This is a genomic window from Pararoseomonas baculiformis (assembly GCF_017813395.1).
In the GTDB taxonomy this organism is placed as follows: Bacteria; Pseudomonadota; Alphaproteobacteria; order Acetobacterales; family Acetobacteraceae; genus Roseomonas; species Roseomonas baculiformis.
This window is the reverse complement of the sequence record NZ_JAGIZB010000018.1, coordinates 12,768-28,488: the sequence shown is the minus strand read 5'-3', so window position 1 is coordinate 28,488 and position 15,721 is coordinate 12,768. Positions and strand designations below refer to the sequence as shown.

General features: G+C 70.4%; 12 protein-coding genes. 7 read left to right on the top strand and 5 right to left on the bottom strand.

What is annotated here, in order from left to right; genetic code table 11:
* Positions 1 to 85: 85 nt before the first annotated feature.
* The 3 genes from J8J14_RS17385 to hslU all read left to right on the top strand — a co-directional run bounded on the left by J8J14_RS17385 (position 86) and on the right by hslU (position 5,331).
* Positions 86 to 3,535: a PAS domain-containing protein gene (locus J8J14_RS17385; protein ID WP_209380813.1), complete on the top strand. Its 3,450-nt coding sequence runs from the start codon at positions 86 to 88 to the stop codon at positions 3,533 to 3,535.
* A gap of 85 nt (positions 3,536 to 3,620) precedes the next feature.
* The gene (locus J8J14_RS17380) at positions 3,621 to 3,962 is read left to right on the top strand and encodes an ArsR/SmtB family transcription factor (RefSeq protein WP_209380812.1); all 342 of its coding nucleotides are present in this window, start codon (positions 3,621 to 3,623) and stop codon (positions 3,960 to 3,962) included.
* Positions 3,963 to 4,011: 49 nt separating this feature from the next.
* Positions 4,012 to 5,331, top strand: coding sequence for an ATP-dependent protease ATPase subunit HslU (hslU, locus tag J8J14_RS17375; protein WP_209380811.1), 1,320 nt, complete (start codon positions 4,012 to 4,014; stop codon positions 5,329 to 5,331).
* 42 nt (positions 5,332 to 5,373) lie between these two features.
* On the opposite strand, the gene J8J14_RS17370 is transcribed toward hslU, so the two are convergent.
* Complete coding sequence (locus J8J14_RS17370; protein ID WP_209380810.1) at positions 5,374 to 5,781, bottom strand: hypothetical protein; 408 nt, start codon at positions 5,779 to 5,781, stop codon at positions 5,374 to 5,376.
* 135 nt (positions 5,782 to 5,916) lie between these two features.
* On the opposite strand from J8J14_RS17370, the gene J8J14_RS17365 reads away from it, so the two are divergent.
* Complete coding sequence (locus tag J8J14_RS17365) at positions 5,917 to 6,735, top strand: EcsC family protein (RefSeq protein WP_245215905.1); 819 nt, start codon at positions 5,917 to 5,919, stop codon at positions 6,733 to 6,735.
* Positions 6,736 to 7,017: 282 nt separating this feature from the next.
* Here J8J14_RS17365 and J8J14_RS17360 read toward each other — a convergent pair whose 3' ends face one another.
* The 4 genes from J8J14_RS17360 to J8J14_RS17345 form a co-directional block, all read right to left on the bottom strand.
* Entirely contained in the window at positions 7,018 to 8,010 is a 993-nt protein-coding gene (locus J8J14_RS17360) for an asparaginase (protein WP_209380809.1), read from the bottom strand.
* Positions 8,007 to 8,780: a glycosyltransferase family 2 protein gene (locus tag J8J14_RS17355; RefSeq protein WP_245215904.1), complete on the bottom strand. Its 774-nt coding sequence runs from the start codon at positions 8,778 to 8,780 to the stop codon at positions 8,007 to 8,009. The genes J8J14_RS17360 and J8J14_RS17355 overlap by 4 nt, the downstream gene beginning before the upstream one ends.
* A complete protein-coding gene (locus tag J8J14_RS17350) occupies positions 8,777 to 9,568 on the bottom strand; it encodes a lysophospholipid acyltransferase family protein (protein ID WP_209380807.1) in 792 nt (263 codons plus the stop codon). The genes J8J14_RS17355 and J8J14_RS17350 overlap by 4 nt, the downstream gene beginning before the upstream one ends.
* Before the next feature lie 80 nt (positions 9,569 to 9,648).
* Entirely contained in the window at positions 9,649 to 10,638 is a 990-nt protein-coding gene (locus J8J14_RS17345; RefSeq protein ID WP_209380806.1) for a DUF2891 domain-containing protein, read from the bottom strand.
* A gap of 249 nt (positions 10,639 to 10,887) precedes the next feature.
* Here J8J14_RS17345 and J8J14_RS17340 point away from each other — a divergent pair, with 249 nt between their 5' ends.
* The 3 genes from J8J14_RS17340 (at position 10,888) to J8J14_RS17330 (ending at position 15,702) form a co-directional block, all read left to right on the top strand.
* On the top strand, positions 10,888 to 13,320 hold the full coding sequence (locus J8J14_RS17340) for a recombinase (RefSeq protein WP_209380867.1): 2,433 nt from the start codon (positions 10,888 to 10,890) through the stop codon (positions 13,318 to 13,320).
* A gap of 83 nt (positions 13,321 to 13,403) precedes the next feature.
* Positions 13,404 to 15,272 carry an ABC transporter ATP-binding protein gene (locus J8J14_RS17335; protein ID WP_245215902.1) on the top strand — a complete coding sequence of 623 codons (1,869 nt, stop codon included), beginning with the start codon at positions 13,404 to 13,406 and terminating at the stop codon, positions 15,270 to 15,272.
* 133 nt (positions 15,273 to 15,405) lie between these two features.
* A complete protein-coding gene (locus J8J14_RS17330) occupies positions 15,406 to 15,702 on the top strand; it encodes an AtpZ/AtpI family protein (protein WP_209380804.1) in 297 nt (98 codons plus the stop codon).
* Positions 15,703 to 15,721 lie beyond the last annotated feature (19 nt).

Sequence of the window (15,721 nt, the reverse complement as noted above, 5' to 3'; positions counted from 1 at the left end):
GCGTTCCACTCTGGTATCCGCCTTGGACAATTCCATTCCAGACAGCGCCCTGGCATCGATCAGGGGCACCGGCCGGCGCGAACCCATGGGCGGCCCGGTGCCCCTGACCGATTTCAGGGCGCTGTTCGGTGTATCGCCGAATCCCTACGTGCTGATGGATCCGGACCTCGTCATCAGGGAGATGAACGAGGCCTATCTCCGCGCCACGATGCGCCACCGGGAGGACATCCTCGGGCGCAACATCTTCGAGGCTTTTCCGAGCGACCCGGATTCGGAGAGCCACCGTCTTCTCCGCGCCTCGCTGCGGCGCGTGTTGGAGACGGGGGAGCGGGACCACCTGCCGCTCATCCGCTACGACATCCCCCTGCCGGATGGGAGCGGGTTCGAGGAACGCTACTGGAGCGCCACCCATACGCCGCTGCCGGGCCCGGACGGGCAGGTCGCGCTCGTCCTGCAATACACGGTGGACGTGACCGAGCTCCGCCGGCTGCGGAGCCTCGCCCGCCGGGCCGAGGCCGCCGGCATGGCCACGCAGGCCGAGAGCAATCTTCTCCGCCGCGCCCAGGCGCTGCAGGAGGCGAACGCCCAGATCGATGCCGAGCGGCGGCGGCTGCGCGCCCTGTTCGAGCAGGCGCCTGGCTTCATGGCCTTGCTGGAAGGGCCGGAGCATCGCTTCGCCATGGCCAATGCCGCCTATCTCCGCCTGGTTGGAGACCGCCCGGTGCTGGGACGCAGCGTGGCGGATGCGCTGCCGGAGATGGTGGGGCAGGGCTTCGTGCGGCTGCTGGGCCAGGTGTGGCGGACCGGCGAGCCCTTCATGGGCCGGCAGCATCCCATCCAGCTGATGCCATCCCCGGACAGGGAACCCGAGGAGCGTTTCGTCGACTTCGTTTACCAGCCCATCCTGCAGGATGGGGCGGTGACCGGCATCTTCGTCCAGGGCCATGACGTCACGGGGCAGAAGCGCGCCGTGGATGCGCTGCGCGAGAGCGAGGACCGGTTCCGGCTGGTGGCGGAACGCGCTCCGGTCAAGCTGTGGATGAGCACGCCGTCCGGTTCCTGCATCTATCTCAACCGTGCCCAGCGCGCCTTCTGGGGCGTGGGGGAGGAGGAGGTGGAGCAGTTCGACTGGTTCTCCACCCTGCATCTCGAGGATGTGGAGACGCTGGCTGGTCCCTGGCGGGCCGCCATGCGCGACCACACGCCCTTCCAGACCGAGGCGCGCTTCCGCCGCCACGACGGGGAGTGGCGCATCCTGCGCACCGAGGCCCAGCCGCGCTTCGGTGCGGGGGGCGAGTTCCTCGGCATGATCGGCGTGAACGTGGACGTCACCGGGATCCGGCATGCCGAGGAGGCGTTGCGGCGCGAGAAGCACGCATTGGAGGTACTGAACCGCTCCGGCACGGCCATCGCCGCCGAGCTGGAGCTGGACCGCGTGGTGCAGACCGTGACCGATGCGGGGGTGGAACTGTCCGGCGCTGCCTTTGGCGCCTTTTTCTACAACGTGCTCGACGAAAGGGGCGGAAGCTACATGCTCTATGCCCTTTCCGGTGTGCCGCGCTCCGCCTTCGAACGCTTTCCCATGCCGCGCGCCACCGCGGTGTTCGAGCCCACCTTCAAGGGTGCGGGCGTGATCCGCTCGGACGATATCCTCGCCGATCCGCGCTATGGGAAGAACGCGCCCTTCATGGGTATGCCGGAGGGGCATCTGCCCGTTCGCAGCTATCTGGCCATCCCCGTCATCTCCCGATCGGGCGAGGTGCTGGGCGGGCTGTTCTTCGGCCATCCGGAGCCTGACCGCTTCCGGGCCGAGCATGAGAAGGTCATCCTCGGCATCGCGGGCCAGGCGGCAGTGGCCATCGACAATGCGCGCCTGTTCCAATCCTCCCAGCGCGAGCTGCGGCATCGTCGCCGGGCCGAGGATCAGCTGCGCCAGCTGAACGAGACGCTGGAGGCGCGGGTTGCCGCCGAGATCGCCGAGCGCCGGCAGGCGGAGGCCGCGCTGGAGCAGGCGCAGAAGATGGAATCCATCGGCAAGCTGACCGGTGGCGTGGCGCATGACTTCAACAACCTGCTCCAGGTGGTCTCGGGCAACCTGCAGCTGCTCTCGCGCGACGTGGCGGGGAACGAGCGGGCGGAACGGCGGCTGGCCAGCGCCATGGCCGGCGTCGCGCGCGGTGCGAAGCTGGCCGCGCAGCTCCTCGCCTTCGGGCGGCGGCAGGCGCTGGAGCCGAAGGTGCTGAATCCCGGGCGCCTGATCCTGTGCATGGAGGAGATGCTGCGCCGGACGATCGGCGAGGCGATCGAGATTGAGACGGTGATCGCGGGCGGGTTGTGGAACGCGCTGGTTGACCCGACCCAGGTCGAGAACGCCCTGCTGAACCTCGCCATCAACGCGCGGGACGCCATGGAGGGCACCGGCCGGCTGACCATCGAGGCGGGGAACGCCGTGATCGACGAGGCCTATGCCCGCGCCCATCCCGAGGTGCAGGCCGGCGAATACGTGATGATCGCCGTGACCGACACGGGATGCGGCATGCCGCCTGCGGTGCAGGCGATGGTGTTCGAGCCCTTCTTCTCCACCAAGCCCGAGGGCAAGGGATCGGGCCTCGGCCTTTCCATGGTCTATGGCTTCGTCAAGCAGTCCGGCGGCCATGTGAAGATCTATTCGGAGGTGGGGCAGGGCACCACGGTGAAGCTGTACCTGCCCCGCGCCATGGCGGCCGAGGAGGCAGTGGCGCCGCCCGAGGCCGGGCCGGTGACCGGCGGCACCGAGACGATCCTGGTGGCCGAGGATGACGAGGCCGTGCGCGGCACCGTGGTGGAGATGCTGGCCGAGCTCGGCTACCGCGTGCTGAAGGCGCATGACGCGGCCAGCGCCCTGGCCGTGATCGAGAGCGGGATCCCCATCGACCTGCTGTTCACCGACGTGGTCATGCCCGGGCCGTTGAAGAGCCCGGAGTTGGCGCGGCGCGCGCGGCAGCTGATGCCCGGCCTCGGCGTGCTGTTCACCTCCGGCTACACCGAGAACGCGATCGTCCATGGCGGGCGGCTGGATGCCGGGGTGGAGCTGCTCTCCAAGCCCTATACCCGGGAGGCGCTGGCGCGGAAGCTGCGCCATGTGCTGGCCAATGGCGCGCAGCGCGCCACCGCGGCGCCGGTGCGCCTCCCGCACGCCTCCGCGCCTTGCCGCCTGCTGCTGGTGGAGGACGATCCGCTGATCCGCACCACGACGGCGGAGATGCTGCGCGCGCAGGGCCATGAGGTGGCCGAGGCCGGCAGCGCGGAGGCGGCGATGGTGCATCTGCGCGCGCATGGGGCGGATGTGGTGGTGACCGATCTCGGCCTGCCCGGCCTTTCCGGCGGGGCCTTCGCCCAGGAGGTGCGGGCTGCCTGGCCCGGGATGGGGATCGTCTTCGCCACGGGCCGGGAAGTGGCGCCGCAGGATGCGCTGGAGGGGGCCGTGCTCCTGCGGAAGCCCTATGACGCCGCCGGGCTGGCGGCGGCCTTGCGGGACGCGCGGCGGCAGCCCTGAGCGGCGGTTGCCACCGCCGGGCCAGTCCAACGGTCGTTGGACCGCGCCTCTTGGAGCCGGGCGGGTCCCTGCCTATCTCGGGAGCATGTCCAAGGCGCTCCTCCATCCCGACGCGGAGGCGATCGACCTCTCCGCGGTGCTGGATGCGCTGCGGGATCCGATCCGCCGTGCCATTGTCCTGATGGTGTCGGAGGAGGGCGAGAAGCGCTGCTCCTCGTTCCTTCACTGCGCGACCAAGACAAACCTTACCTATCACGTCGCCCGCCTGCGGGAGGCCGGGGTGGTCCGGGTGAGGGCCGAAGGGGCCGCGCGCATCGTCGCGTTGCGCCGGGAGGAACTGGACGCGCGATTCCCCGGCCTTCTGGATGCCGTGCTGAACGGCGCCCGGCAGGATCCGTCCCTCCCGCGGCTGGCCGAGCCGGCCTGACGGCATGGAACACCCCCAAGGGGCGCCAACCGGCGCCCGGATGATACGAATGAACACCCAGGAAGCCGTGAACCTTTCCCCGCGCGAGATCGTGTCGGAGCTGGACCGCTACATCGTCGGCCAGCATGACGCGAAGCGCGCCGTCGCCATCGCGCTCCGCAACCGCTGGCGCCGCCAGCAGCTGCCGGACGGCATGCGCGAGGAGGTGGTGCCCAAGAACATCCTGATGATCGGCCCCACGGGCTGCGGCAAGACCGAGATTGCCCGCCGCCTGGCGCGCCTGGCCAATGCTCCCTTCCTGAAGGTGGAGGCGACGAAGTTCACCGAGGTCGGCTATGTCGGCCGCGACGTGGAGAGCATCGTGCGCGACCTGGTGGAGGCCAGCATCGTCCAGCTGCGCGATGCCGCGCGCGCCGAGGTGCAGGCCAAGGCCGAGCTGAACGCGGAGGAACGCCTGGTCACCGCCCTGGTGGGCGAGGGGGCGAATGGCGAGACGCGGATAAAGTTCCGCAAGATGCTGCGCGAGGGCAGCCTCGATTCCAAGGAGGTCGAGGTGCAGGTGGCCGAGCAGGCCACGCCGATCGGCGCCATGGACATCCCGGGCATGCCGCCCGGTGCCCAGAACATACAGGAGATGATGGGCAAGATGTTCGGCGGCCGCACCCGCGCGCGGAAGATGACGGTTGCCGAGGCCCGCACCACCCTGCAGCGCGAGGAGGCGGACAAGCTGCTCGACCAGGAGAAGCTGACGCGCGACGCCGTGCATCATGCCGAGCAAAACGGCATCGTCTTCATCGACGAGATCGACAAGGTCTGCGCCCGCACGGAGAACGGCTTCCGCGGCGGCGATGTGAGCCGCGAGGGCGTTCAGCGCGACCTGCTGCCGCTGATCGAGGGCACGACGGTGAACACCAAGCACGGGCCGGTGAGGACGGACCACATCCTCTTCATCGCGTCCGGCGCCTTCCACATCGCCAAGCCCTCCGACCTGTTGCCGGAGCTGCAGGGCCGCCTGCCGATCCGCGTGGAGCTGAAGGGCCTGACGCGGGACGACTTCCGCCGCATCCTGACGGAGCCGGAGCATGCGCTGACGGCGCAGTACACGGCGCTGCTGGGCACGGAGGGCGTCACGCTCGACTTCGCGCCGGATTCGATCGACGCCGTGGCGGAGCTGGCCGCGGACATCAACGACCGGGTGGAGAACATCGGCGCCCGCCGCCTGGCGACCGTGCTGGAGCGGCTGCTGGAGGAGGTCTCCTTCAACGCCTCCGACCGCCGGGGCGAGACGGTGCGCGTGGACGCCGCCTATGTGCAGGAGAAGGTCGCCCCGCTGGCCACCAGCACGGACCTCTCGCGCTTCATCCTTTGATCGCGGGAAGGGCCGGGGAGCGATCCCCGGCCCTTTCGCCGTTCAGCCGTTCAGATGGGCGCTGAACTTCGCCATCCAGAAATTCGGCATCGCGTTCCCCGGGCCGGATCTCATCCGGATGGTCCAGATGGGTTCCAGCGTGTCCGCCGTCTCGATGATGAAGTTCCAGCCCACGCGCTTGTCCGCGGAGTTATAGACCGGCTCCACCCGCCACTTGCGGATGATGGAGAAGGGCAGGAGCTTCGTGACCTTGTGGGAGGCGATGCCGACCATCTCCTCATGCCCGCTGAAAAGCAGGGTCGCGTCCTGCCCGTCCAGCCGGTCGTCCAGGCCCGGGCATTCCAGCATCAGCGCCTCGATCGCCTTGCGCCGGCCGGCGCGGACCGCCCAGATCCGCCAGGCGATCACGCCCAGCCCGGCGATCACAGCCAGCACCGCCAGTGTCACCACCGCCCGGAATCCCTTACCCTCGATCCGGGCGGGATAGGGCTATCGGGGGGCGGGATCAACGATCCCCGGCGCGAGGCGTGGCGGTGCCGATGCAACCCGGCCCGCGCCGCACCATTTCACCGGCATGAGCATATCATGGTCCGCGCGCCGATGAGCACGACCCTGCCCGCCCTCCTGACCCTTCCGGAGGATGCCCAGACCGACCTGGCCAAGGCCGTGGCCACGCTGGAGGGCCCCTCTTTCGCCGCCCGCCTGGCCGGCATCGCCGGCACTCCGGTGGAGGCGCTGAAGGCACGCCTGCCCGAAGGCGTGCGGGACCAGCTGGACCATGCGGTCCGCCGTGCCCTGGAGAAGGCCTGGTCCACGGCGGTGGGCAGCGAGCCCCGCCGCACGCCCTTCAACATGGATGTGGCCTGGTTCCACCGTGGCGTGGCCATGGCCAGCGGCGCGGCCGGTGGCGCGCTGGGGTTGCTGGGAACCCTGGCCGAGCTGCCGGTCTCCACCACCATCCTCCTCCGCCAGATCGCGGCAGAGGCCGCGGCCGCCGGGGAGGATCCGAAGGTGGCCGCCACCGCCGCGGAATGCATGGCCGTGTTCGCCATCGGCAGCCCCAACAGCACCGAGGACGATGTGGCCGAGACGGGCTATTTCGCCGCGCGCATCGCCCTGGCGCAGATGCTGCCCAATGCGGCCAGCGGCCTCGTCTCGGGCCTGCTTCCCGGCTTCCTGGGCGCCATCGCCGCGCGCTTCACGGGCACGGTGGGGCTGAAGCTCTCCGCCCAGGCAGTGCCGGTGATCGGCGCGGCGGCCGGGGCAGCCATCAACCTCGCCTTCCTTGAACATTTCCGGGGCGTGGCGAACGCACATTTCACCGTGCGCAAGCTGGAACGCATCTATGGGGCCGACCGGGTCCGGGCGGCCTATGACGCGCTGCGGGACGGCAGTTCCGCATAGCCGTGGCGCTCCCGGGGAGAGGAAGAAGGAATTCTTCCTCTCCCCGGACCCCTCACCATCATCTTTTTCTAGAAGTTTGGAAAAGTTCGGCTGACGGTGCGCCTCCGGTCCATGACCGGAGGCGACTGCAACGGCAGGAGCAGGGGCAGAAACCCCGTGTTGCACCGTATCCGCGGCAGCCAGACGGGGTCCCAAGGGCCTCAGGCCCTTGGCGGGTGAGGTCCGGAGAGGGCAGAGCCCTCTCCGGAAACCGGCAAGATCAAAAACCCCGGCAGCGCGGGATCAACCCAGGGCGAGGGCCGCCACCTCGCCCACCACGCGGTTGTTGCTGTCCAGCACCGGTGCTTCCACGGCCCGCGCCAGCTCCGCCGCGCGGATTTCCGGCAGGATGCCGAGCCGGCCCAGAAGGGTGGCGAAGACCGCCATCTTACCGCGGGAGGCGCCGTCCAGCATTTTCACCGCGATGCCGAGCCCGCGTTCCGGCACGAAGCCGAGGACGAAGCCTTCCGCGCCTTCCTTCAACACCACGCGGCCATCCGTGGCGGCGACGATGCGCGAGGTCGGGCGGTTGTGGCCGGAGACATGGTCGGGGTGTTCGCGCAGCGCGGCGAGGAGGCGGCGGATGGCGGCCTCACGCTTCGGATCCGCGACCCCCAGGGCGGCGTAGCGGGCGGCGGCGCGGGCGGTATCGGCCATGGTCATGGCGAGGGCGGGCAAGCCGCAGCCATCCGTGCCCTGGGGCAGGGCGGTGGCGTCGTGCCCGATCAGCTCCGAGAGGGCGGCGAGCCAGTGCCGCTGGGCCGGATGGTCCGGGCTGTCGTAGCCGGAGGGCGTGCCGAAGGCCTGGGCGGCGGCGAGGAAGCCGCAATGCTTGCCGGAACAGTTGTGGAAGACCCGGCGCTTGCCGCCGGCGCGGACGGCATCGGCCAGGTCGCCCTCGCCCATGGGCAGGGCCGGGCCGCAGACCAGGGCGGATTCGGGCCGGCCGAGGCGGCGCAGCCAGTTCTCCACCATCGAGACCTGGAAGGGCTCGGCGCGGTGGGAGGCGCAGGCCAGGGCGAGATGGGCGGCGTCCAGCCCATCCGCCGCGCCGCTCTCCACCAGGGAGAGGGCCTGAAAGGGCTTCAGAGAGGAGCGGGGAAAGGTGAGGAAATCCGGATCCCCCCAGGCATGGAGGAGGCGGCCATCCGCATCAGCCACCACGGCGATGCCGTGATGGATGCTTTCGGCCACGCCGCCGCGGCGGATCTCGACCATGGGGATCGGGGAGGTCATGGGCGGGCCTTGCGAGGAAGCAGCGCCCGGCCCAGCAGGAGGGGCAGGCGCAGGAGGAAGCCGAGGACCAGCCGCGTGTGCATGCCGGTCAGCAGCAGGTTGTCGCGGCCGTAGCGGAAATGGGAGATCCCGCCCTCGGCCGGGGTGAGGTAGCGCACGGCGGCCGGGATGTTGAGGGCCGGGACGCCGCGCCAGGCCAGGCGAACCACGGCTTCGGCATCGAAGTCATAGCGGCGCATCCAGGGATTGCGGCGCATGATCCGCAGCAGCGGCGCGATGGGATAGACGCGGAAGCCATAGAGGCTGTCCCGGATCGGCTCGCCGCCCCGCGTGCACCACAGGGTTTCAAGGCCGGTCCACCAGTTGGAGACGCGGCGGCCGCGCACGCGCAGCAGCGGTGCCTCGGGGCCGAAGACGGGGGTGCCGAGCACCATCGCCGCGGGATGCGCCGCGGAGGCGGCCATGAAATCGGCGATGCGGCCGGCGGGGTGCTGCCCGTCGGCATCCATGGTGAGGGCGTGGGTGAAGCCCTCACGCTCCGCCTCCTCCAGCGCCTGGCGGATGGAGGCGCCCTTGCCCCCGTTGCGCGGGCGCTCGATCAAGCGGAAGCCGGGATCGTTGATGGCGCGGAGGGGTTCGGCGGAGCCATCGGTGCTGCCATCGATCACGACCCAGACCACGGGCCAGGCGGCACGGGCGGCCGCGACCGTCTCCGCCAGCTGCGGGCCAGTGTTGTAGCTGGGAATGACGACGAGATGGGTGCGGCTCAAGGGCGCGCCTCTCCCAGGGCTTCGGCGCATTGGCGGCGCAGGGTTTCGGCGAAAGCCTCGGCCGGACCTTCGACCATCACCTGCTCGCCCAGCCGGATGCGGTAGCGCAGGGGGAAGTCCGGGCGGCGCCAGATGGGCCATCCCTTGCCGAGATAGGGGCTGTTGCTCTCGATGAAGACGGGCTGGACGGGGGCGCGGGCGCGGCGGGCGATCAGCGCGAAGCCCGGATGGAAGGGACCGACCTTTCCATCGGGCGAGCGCGTTCCTTCGGGGAACACAAGGAGGTTGGCGCCGCCGCGCAGGGCCTCGACCGCGCGGCGGAGAACGGGCAGCCCGGCATTGTTGGGGATGTAGCCGGCCAGCCTGCCGCCCCCCATGGCCGGGTTCCGCTCCAGCCCGGCCTTCATGATGCACACCGTGTCCGGCAGGTGCGCGACGATGAGCATCACGTCGATCTTGGAGAGATGGTTGGGGGCCACCACGAGGCCTCGCGCATCGCGCAGGGCATCGAGCCCGTCCAGGTCGAATTCCACCAGATCGGCTTGTTCCATGAGGCGGAGCAGCCGGCGGAAGCCGATGCCGATGGCCTTGCGGCCGAAGGGTGCGCCGATGCGGGGCGGCATCACGTAGGAGAGAAGGATGGCCACCAGCCCCCAGCCAAGATAGGCGGCGCCGAGCACGGCCACCACGCCGTAGAAGGCCAGCGTGTCCCGCAGGCTGCGCGGGCGGTCGGGCGGAGGCAGGGGCCTCCGGTCATCGGGCCTTGCAGCAGTCTGCGGCGTTGGCAAGTCGTCCCCTCTTTGGCCCATGAGCCGCCGCTGGCCCCGTTCCGTCCAGTGGTGAGAATAGCCGGGAACGTGCTTCCGCCCTACCCCTCCAGCGCCAGCACCGCAAAGCTGGCCAGCCAGTGCTCGCCCATATAGTGGCCGGCGAGATGGGGCAGCCCGGCCTCCAGGTGACGGGCGGCTGCCTGCTCCATGGGCGCGCGCCGGGGATCGCCCGGCGAAAGGGTGGCGGCGAGCCGGCGCCAGCACCAGGCACGGGACAGGTTCAGCCCGTCCAGATGCGCGATCTTGCCATCGGTGCGGTCCGAGACCCGGGCGGGGTGGAAGAGGGTTGCGGGCTGCCCTTCGGCGATATGGGGCAGGAAGGCATCGAACCAGGGGCGGAAATCCTCCTCCGGTAGAAGGCGGGCCATGCAGGCGGCCTCGATCAGGGCGGAGGAGAGGAAATCATCGCCCGAGGGTTCGCCCCAGGCGGGGCAATCCCGGTCCTGTCCGTACCAGCGCAGGGCTGTGGCCCGGAGGAGATGAAGGTCCTCCCCCATCTGGTCGGCCGCCATCAGCAGGCCGAAGGCGGTGTTGGGATGGGTGCCGACCCGCACGGGATAGGTGGCGATGGGCAGGAAGTCGCGAAAGCGCTGGGCGAAGACCTGGGCCAGCGGCGCCAGCGTGGCGGCCCAGGGCTCATCGGCATGGCGGGCCAGCTCGGCCTGGAGGGAGAGCAGCCAGCCCCAGCCATAGGGCCGCTCGAAGCCGCGGGCGCCGGGGGCGGCGAGATAGGCGACTTCCCCGGCCACCGCCTCCGCTCTCAGGCGGCGGGCGAAAAGGGCGCGGATGGCCGGGGCGGGCTCCATTTCGGGGAAGCGGCGGAGGAGGCGCGCCAGCATCCAGTAGGCATGCACGCAGGAATGCCAGTCGAAGCTGCCGAAAAAGATCGGGTGAAGGGCGGAGGGGGTGCGGGCGTCCTCTGGCCCGTTCAGCACATGGCCGGGCTTGTTCGGGTATTCCCGCTCCACATGCCCCAGCGCGATGGCGGCAAGGCGGGCGGCCAGGGGCTCGGTGAGGCTGGGGGACATGGGGCGGGGCCTTCGCGGGTGTTCTGTCCACTATGCGTTGGGCCCGGGGAAACCAAGAGGTGGACAGGCCGGCGGCCCCTCTGCCCAGGCCGATGATTCCACCTCCGGAAAGCAACATGTGGTGGATATCGGGCGTTAGCGACACGATATATGGTGTCTGCCTCGGGGCGATTCGCGCTGCCCCGGAGCGGAAGGCCCCCGTACCGGGCCGCCCGAGCCATGCCTGAAGACCCGATGCGGAGCATGCCGATGGACGGCTTTCCCTCTCATTCCGATGCCCCGGCAGCGTTCCGGCGGAGCCGTGCCCTGCCCGGGGCCGGCTTCGGCGAGGTGCCCCTTCCCGGGCGGCCACTGGATGAGGGGATGGGCATGGCCGTGGGGCGCCGCACCGTCTTCCGCCCGGAGGATGCGGAGGATTTCGGCCGCGTGGCGGATCGGGTGGCGGCCGGGAACATGAGCCTCGCGCCCGTGCCGGATGCGCGGGAGAGGGCGCGGCTGCGCAACGCCATCGCGACCGGGGCGCTGCTGACCTCCGGCCGCCACCTGCAGCATGGCGATGCAGGGCAGGCCGGGCGGAACATGGAGGTGTTCACGAACTGCGCGACGGCGATCGCCTCCTTCGCCGAGTTCTACCTGCTGCTGAACGGAAGCGGCGTGGGCCGGGCCTATGATGACGAGCTCTGTCTCGTGGATTGGGGGCAGGCGCCTTCGCTGCTGCTGTATCTGGATCCGGCCCATGCCGATTACCCCCGGGGGCGGGATGGGCTGCGGCGCTTCGGGATCGAGCTGGGCATCCTGCCCTGGGGCACGGATGAGGCCGGCTTCGACGCAGCCGCCGAGGCGCGGGTGCGGGGCTTCCTGGCCGATGAGCTGCTGGGCGGGCTGGACGCGGCGCCCGAAGGCGCGCTGGTTCACCCCGTGGCCGATAGCCGGGAGGGCTGGGCCAAGGCGGTTGAGCAGCTGGAATCCATGGCCTTCGAAGGCGCGCGGGACCGCGTGCTGGTGATCGATCTCTCGGCCATCCGGCCTTCGGGCAGCCCGATCCGGGGCATGCAGGGGCGGCCTTCCTCGGGTCCGGTTTCGCTGCTGCGCGGGCTGCTGAACATCCGCCGCCACGTGCTGGCCCCGGCGCGGGAGCGCGACCCCGGTGGCGAGGCGCTGCAGCCCTGGGAGCAGGCGCTGCTGGTGGACCATTATCTCTCGGTGGAGGTGCAGGTGGGCGGGGCGCGGCGGGCTGCGCGCATGGCCACCAAGTCCTGGCGCGACCCGGGCGTGCTGCGCTTCGTGCGCGCCAAGTCTGAGGGTGGGCTCTGGACGGCGAACAACTCGGTGATGGTCGATGCCGAGTTCTGGGCCCGCGTGCGGGCGGCTGAAGGCGAGGACGACCCGCTGACCGCCCATGCCAAGGCGGTTTTCGCCGAGGTGACGCGGTGTGCCTACATCAATGGCGAGCCCGGCTTCATCAATGGCGACCGGCTGGAGGACCACCGCACCGGCAGCGCCTGGGAGAAGCCCGTGCACGAGGATGGGCGGGATTTCCGCAGCGCGCGCTACCAGGTGGACCATGCGGCCGGGCTGCTGGCCCAGGCCTCCCGCCATGCCGCGGAGGCGCGCTTCCCGGTCACCACCAATCCCTGTGGCGAGATCACGCTGCATGTGACGGGCGGCTACTGCGTCATCGCCGATTTCGCACCGCTTCTGGCCTGCCCGGCCGATCTGGACGCCTTCGCGCCCGGCGAGGTGCCGGCCGGTATCGCCGCCCTCTGGGATGAGCGGGTGGAGGACAGCGTGCGGCTGGGCGTGCGCTTCCTGATCCGCGCGAACCGGATGGACGCCCTGTATGGCGAGGAGGTGGCGCGGACCAACCGCATCGGCATCGGCCCCACCGGCCTGCATGAATGGGCCTGGATGCGCTTCGGCCTGGGCTTCCACGACCTGCTGGACGAGGCGCGGTCACGCCCCTTCTGGCAGGCGCTGGATCGGCTCTCCCGCGCCGCGAAGGAGGAGGCGGATGCCTATTCCGCCAGCCTTGGCATGGCGCGGCCGGTGACGGTGACGACGGTGAAGCCCGCCGGCACCACCAGCAAGCTGTTTGGCCTGACCGAGGGCGCGCATCTGCCGGCGCGGCGGCAATATCTGCGCTGGGTGCAGTTCAGGGGCATGAAGGACGAGGTGAGCGGCGCCTGGCTGCCGGATTCCGACCCGCTGCTGGCCGAATACGAGGCGCGTGGCTATCCGGTGCGCACCCTGCGGAGCTTCCCGGGCATGAGCATCGTCGGCTTCCCGACCGTGCCGCTGGCGCTCCGCCTCGGCCTGGGTGGGAAGCTGGTGACCGCGCCGGAGGCGACGCCGGCCGAGCAATATGCCTGGCTGCGCCTGCTGGAGCGGCACTGGATCGGCGCCACCCAGGGGAACCAGGTGAGCTACACGCTGAAGGTCTATACCGACCGCGTGGACCTCGACGCCTTCCGCGGCATCATGCGGGAGGAGCAGCCGGGGGTGCGCTGCTGCTCCGTGCTGCCGAGCCGGCCGGATTCGGAACTGGGCTACGAATACCTGCCGGAGGAGGAGGTCTCCGCCGGCCGCTTCGCCGCCATCGTGGAGGGTATCCGCGACGGGGCGGTGCAGGAGGCGGTGGACTGGGCGCATCTGCAATGCGCGAGCGGGGTCTGCCCGATCTGAGCGCGGCAGGGGCGAGGCTTATCGCCTCCTGGTGATCCGGGGCGGCGCTATCGGGTCCGGCTGGGCGGACCTACATGCCGCCCATGCCCTTCCGCCTCCTCGAATCCTTCATAGACCCGGTCGCGCCGCCCGGGGCGCGGGCCGCGCGGCTCCTGGGCGTTGCGGTGCCGGAGGCGCCGCCGCCGCCGGGGCTGATCGGCTTCTACTGGCACTTCGCGCGCCAGGCGAAGGCGCTGGTGATCGCGGTTTTCATCACCGGCTTCCTCGTCGCGGTGCTGGACAGCCTGATCCCCGTTTTCATCGGGCGGGTGGTGGACCTGCTGGCGCGGCATGAGCCGGGTGCGCTCTGGGCGGAGGCCGGGGGTGGCCTGCTGGCGATGGCGGCGGTGCTGCTGGCCGCACGGCCCGCGGCGATTCTCGCGCAGAACCTGGTGGTGAACCAGGGCATCAACCCGGGCTTCACCAGCCTGATCCGTTGGCAGTCCCACCGCCTCGTCTCCCGCCAGGGCTGGCCCTTCTTCCAGGAGGACTTCGCCGGGCGCATCGCCAACCGGGTGATGCAGGCCGGGCCGGCGCTGCGGGAATCCGTCGTCCAGTCGGTCACGGCCGTCTGGTACATCCTGGTCTATGGCTCCAGCGCGGTGTTCTGGCTGGCCGGCGCGGATTGGCGGCTGGCCATGCCGATCCTTGTCTGGTTCGTTGCCTATGCCGCCCTGCTGCGCTTCGTGGTGCCCCGCATGCGGGACCGGTCCCGCGCCGCTTCGGAGCAGCGGAGCCTGCTGACCGGGCGGATCGTGGATGCCTATACCAACATCCTCTCCATCAAGCTCTTCGCGCGGGCGGAGCGGGAGGATGCCTTCACCCAGGAAGGGGTGATGGGCCTGACCCGGGCCTTCCAGAACCAGTCCCGCATGGTCACGCTGAACGCGCTGCTCCTGGGCCTGCTCAACGCTGCCCTGCTGGTGGGCATGGCAGCCATGGCCATCGGGCTGTGGACCCAGGGGCGGATCGAGGCGGCGGCGGTGGCCACGGCCCTGCCCATGGCATGGCAGATCGCCAACATCTCGGGCTGGGTGGCCTTCAACGTGGCCGGGATCTTCGAAAATATCGGCGTTGTGCAGGAGGCGCTGCGGAGCATCGCGGCCGAGCCGACCGAGCCGGACCCGCCAGGGGCGCGGCCGCTGGCCGTGCGCCGGGGTGCCATCCGGTTCGAGCAGGTGCGCTTCGGCTATGGGCGGGAAGGCGGCTCGGTGCTGGACAGGTTTGAACTGGACATCGCCCCGGGGGAGCGGGTGGGGCTGGTGGGCCATTCCGGCGCCGGGAAGACCACCGCCGTGAACCTGCTGCTGCGCTTCTTCCACCCGGAGGCCGGCCGCATCACCATCGACGGCCAGGACATCGCCGGGGTGACGCAGGAGAGCCTGCGGGCGGCCATCGGCATGGTCACCCAGGACACGGCGCTGCTGCACCGTTCCATCCGGGACAATATCCGCTTCGGCCGGCCGGATGCGACGGATGCCGAGGTGGAGGAGGCCGCCCGCCGGGCCGCGGCGGCGGAGTTCATCGAGGCGCTTTCGGACTGGCGGGGGCGCCAGGGCTATGAAGCCCATGCCGGGGAGCGGGGCGTGAAGCTCTCGGGCGGGCAGCGCCAGCGCATCGCCATCGCCCGGGTGCTGCTGAAGGACGCCCCGGTCCTGATCCTGGACGAGGCGACCAGCGCCCTCGATTCGGAGGTAGAGGCGGTGATCCAGGAGCAACTGGCCACGCTGATGCAGGGCAAGACGGTGATCGCCATCGCCCACCGCCTGTCCACCATCGCCACGCTGGACCGGCTGGTGGTGCTGGAGGAAGGGCGGGTGGCCGAGAGCGGGACCCATGCGGAACTGCTGGCCCGGGGCGGGGCCTATGCCCGGCTCTGGGCACGGCAGTCCGGCGGGTTTATCGGAGGGTGAGGCCGATTCTCCTTCCACCGTTGCGGCAACAGGGGACGGATACGGCGCGTTGCGATGCGGCATGTGCTTGACACCACATGGACGCCAATTTAGGGACCCCCTGCCTTCCGGGGGATGACCACGGGGGAGCGAAGTGGAACACCGGGACGGCTTCGACGACCGACTGCGGCAGGCCAGGGCCAAACAGGGCCTGGATCCCAAGCCCGACCAGGGCAAGGGCAGCCTGCCGACAGGCCCGTGGGGGATTGGCTTCCGCGCGGGGGTCGAAGTGGTGTCGGCGCTTGTCGTGGGCGCGGCGTTGGGCTTCGGGCTCGATCGCTGGCTCGGGACGTTCCCCTGGCTCTTCCTTGTCTTCTTCCTCGTGGGCGGCGCCGCGGGGGTGCTGAACGTCTATCGGCTGTTCAATCCCCGGCCTGGTGCCCGACCGTGATTGCCCCAAACGGGGATGC